At 65.6% G+C, this 569-nt stretch carries 1 protein-coding gene; it reads right to left on the bottom strand.

Annotation, left to right across the window (positions count from 1 at the left end):
* Positions 1–314: IS110 family transposase (locus DAE25_RS24375; RefSeq protein WP_407669424.1), on the bottom strand; the 314-nt coding region annotated here is incomplete at its 3' end.
* Positions 315–569 lie beyond the last annotated feature (255 nt).

Genomic DNA, 569 nt, shown 5'->3' with positions numbered 1-569 from the left:
ACCTCGGAGTCGAGGCGGTCGTTCTTGGTGTGCTTGGAGTAGTACTTGCGCAGGTCCGCGGACTGCGTGGTCGGGACCATCACCACCCGGACGCCTCGGCGGCGGAACCACTGGGCCAGCACCAGCCACGCGTTGCGGGTGGGCTCGAGGACCACGGTCAGCCCTGCCGGGTCGCTCACGCCCAGGTCATCCCACAGACGGTCCAGATCGGTGCTGGAGGACCGGAACCTCCTGCCGCGCCACACCGGCCGCCCGTCCACCGCAAGGGTGGCTTGATGATCGGCCCGGCAGGCCACATCGATACCCAATGTCATCGCCATCGTCGTGCTCCCGTCAGTCATGGACTCGCTACGAGGAAGTGACTGAGCGGCACGGCCACGGTCCAGACATTCTCTTAGCAGAAGTCCCCATGACCCCGACGGGTCAAGAGCTCCAAGTTCCCGAACAGGAACACCGCGTCGACCAGACACTGATCTGCGGGCGGCCCATTCAACGGTCAGGGATCACACCGTGTCCCGGTCGGTGGTTCGGACCGCCCGCTGACCTGCTGCCAACCTAAATGTCGGTGG

Source organism: Nocardioides terrigena, assembly GCF_003047265.1.
Taxonomy (GTDB): domain Bacteria; phylum Actinomycetota; class Actinomycetes; order Propionibacteriales; family Nocardioidaceae; genus Nocardioides; species Nocardioides terrigena.
Note: the sequence above shows the minus strand (reverse complement) of the source record. Positions and strands in the feature narration are given on the sequence as shown.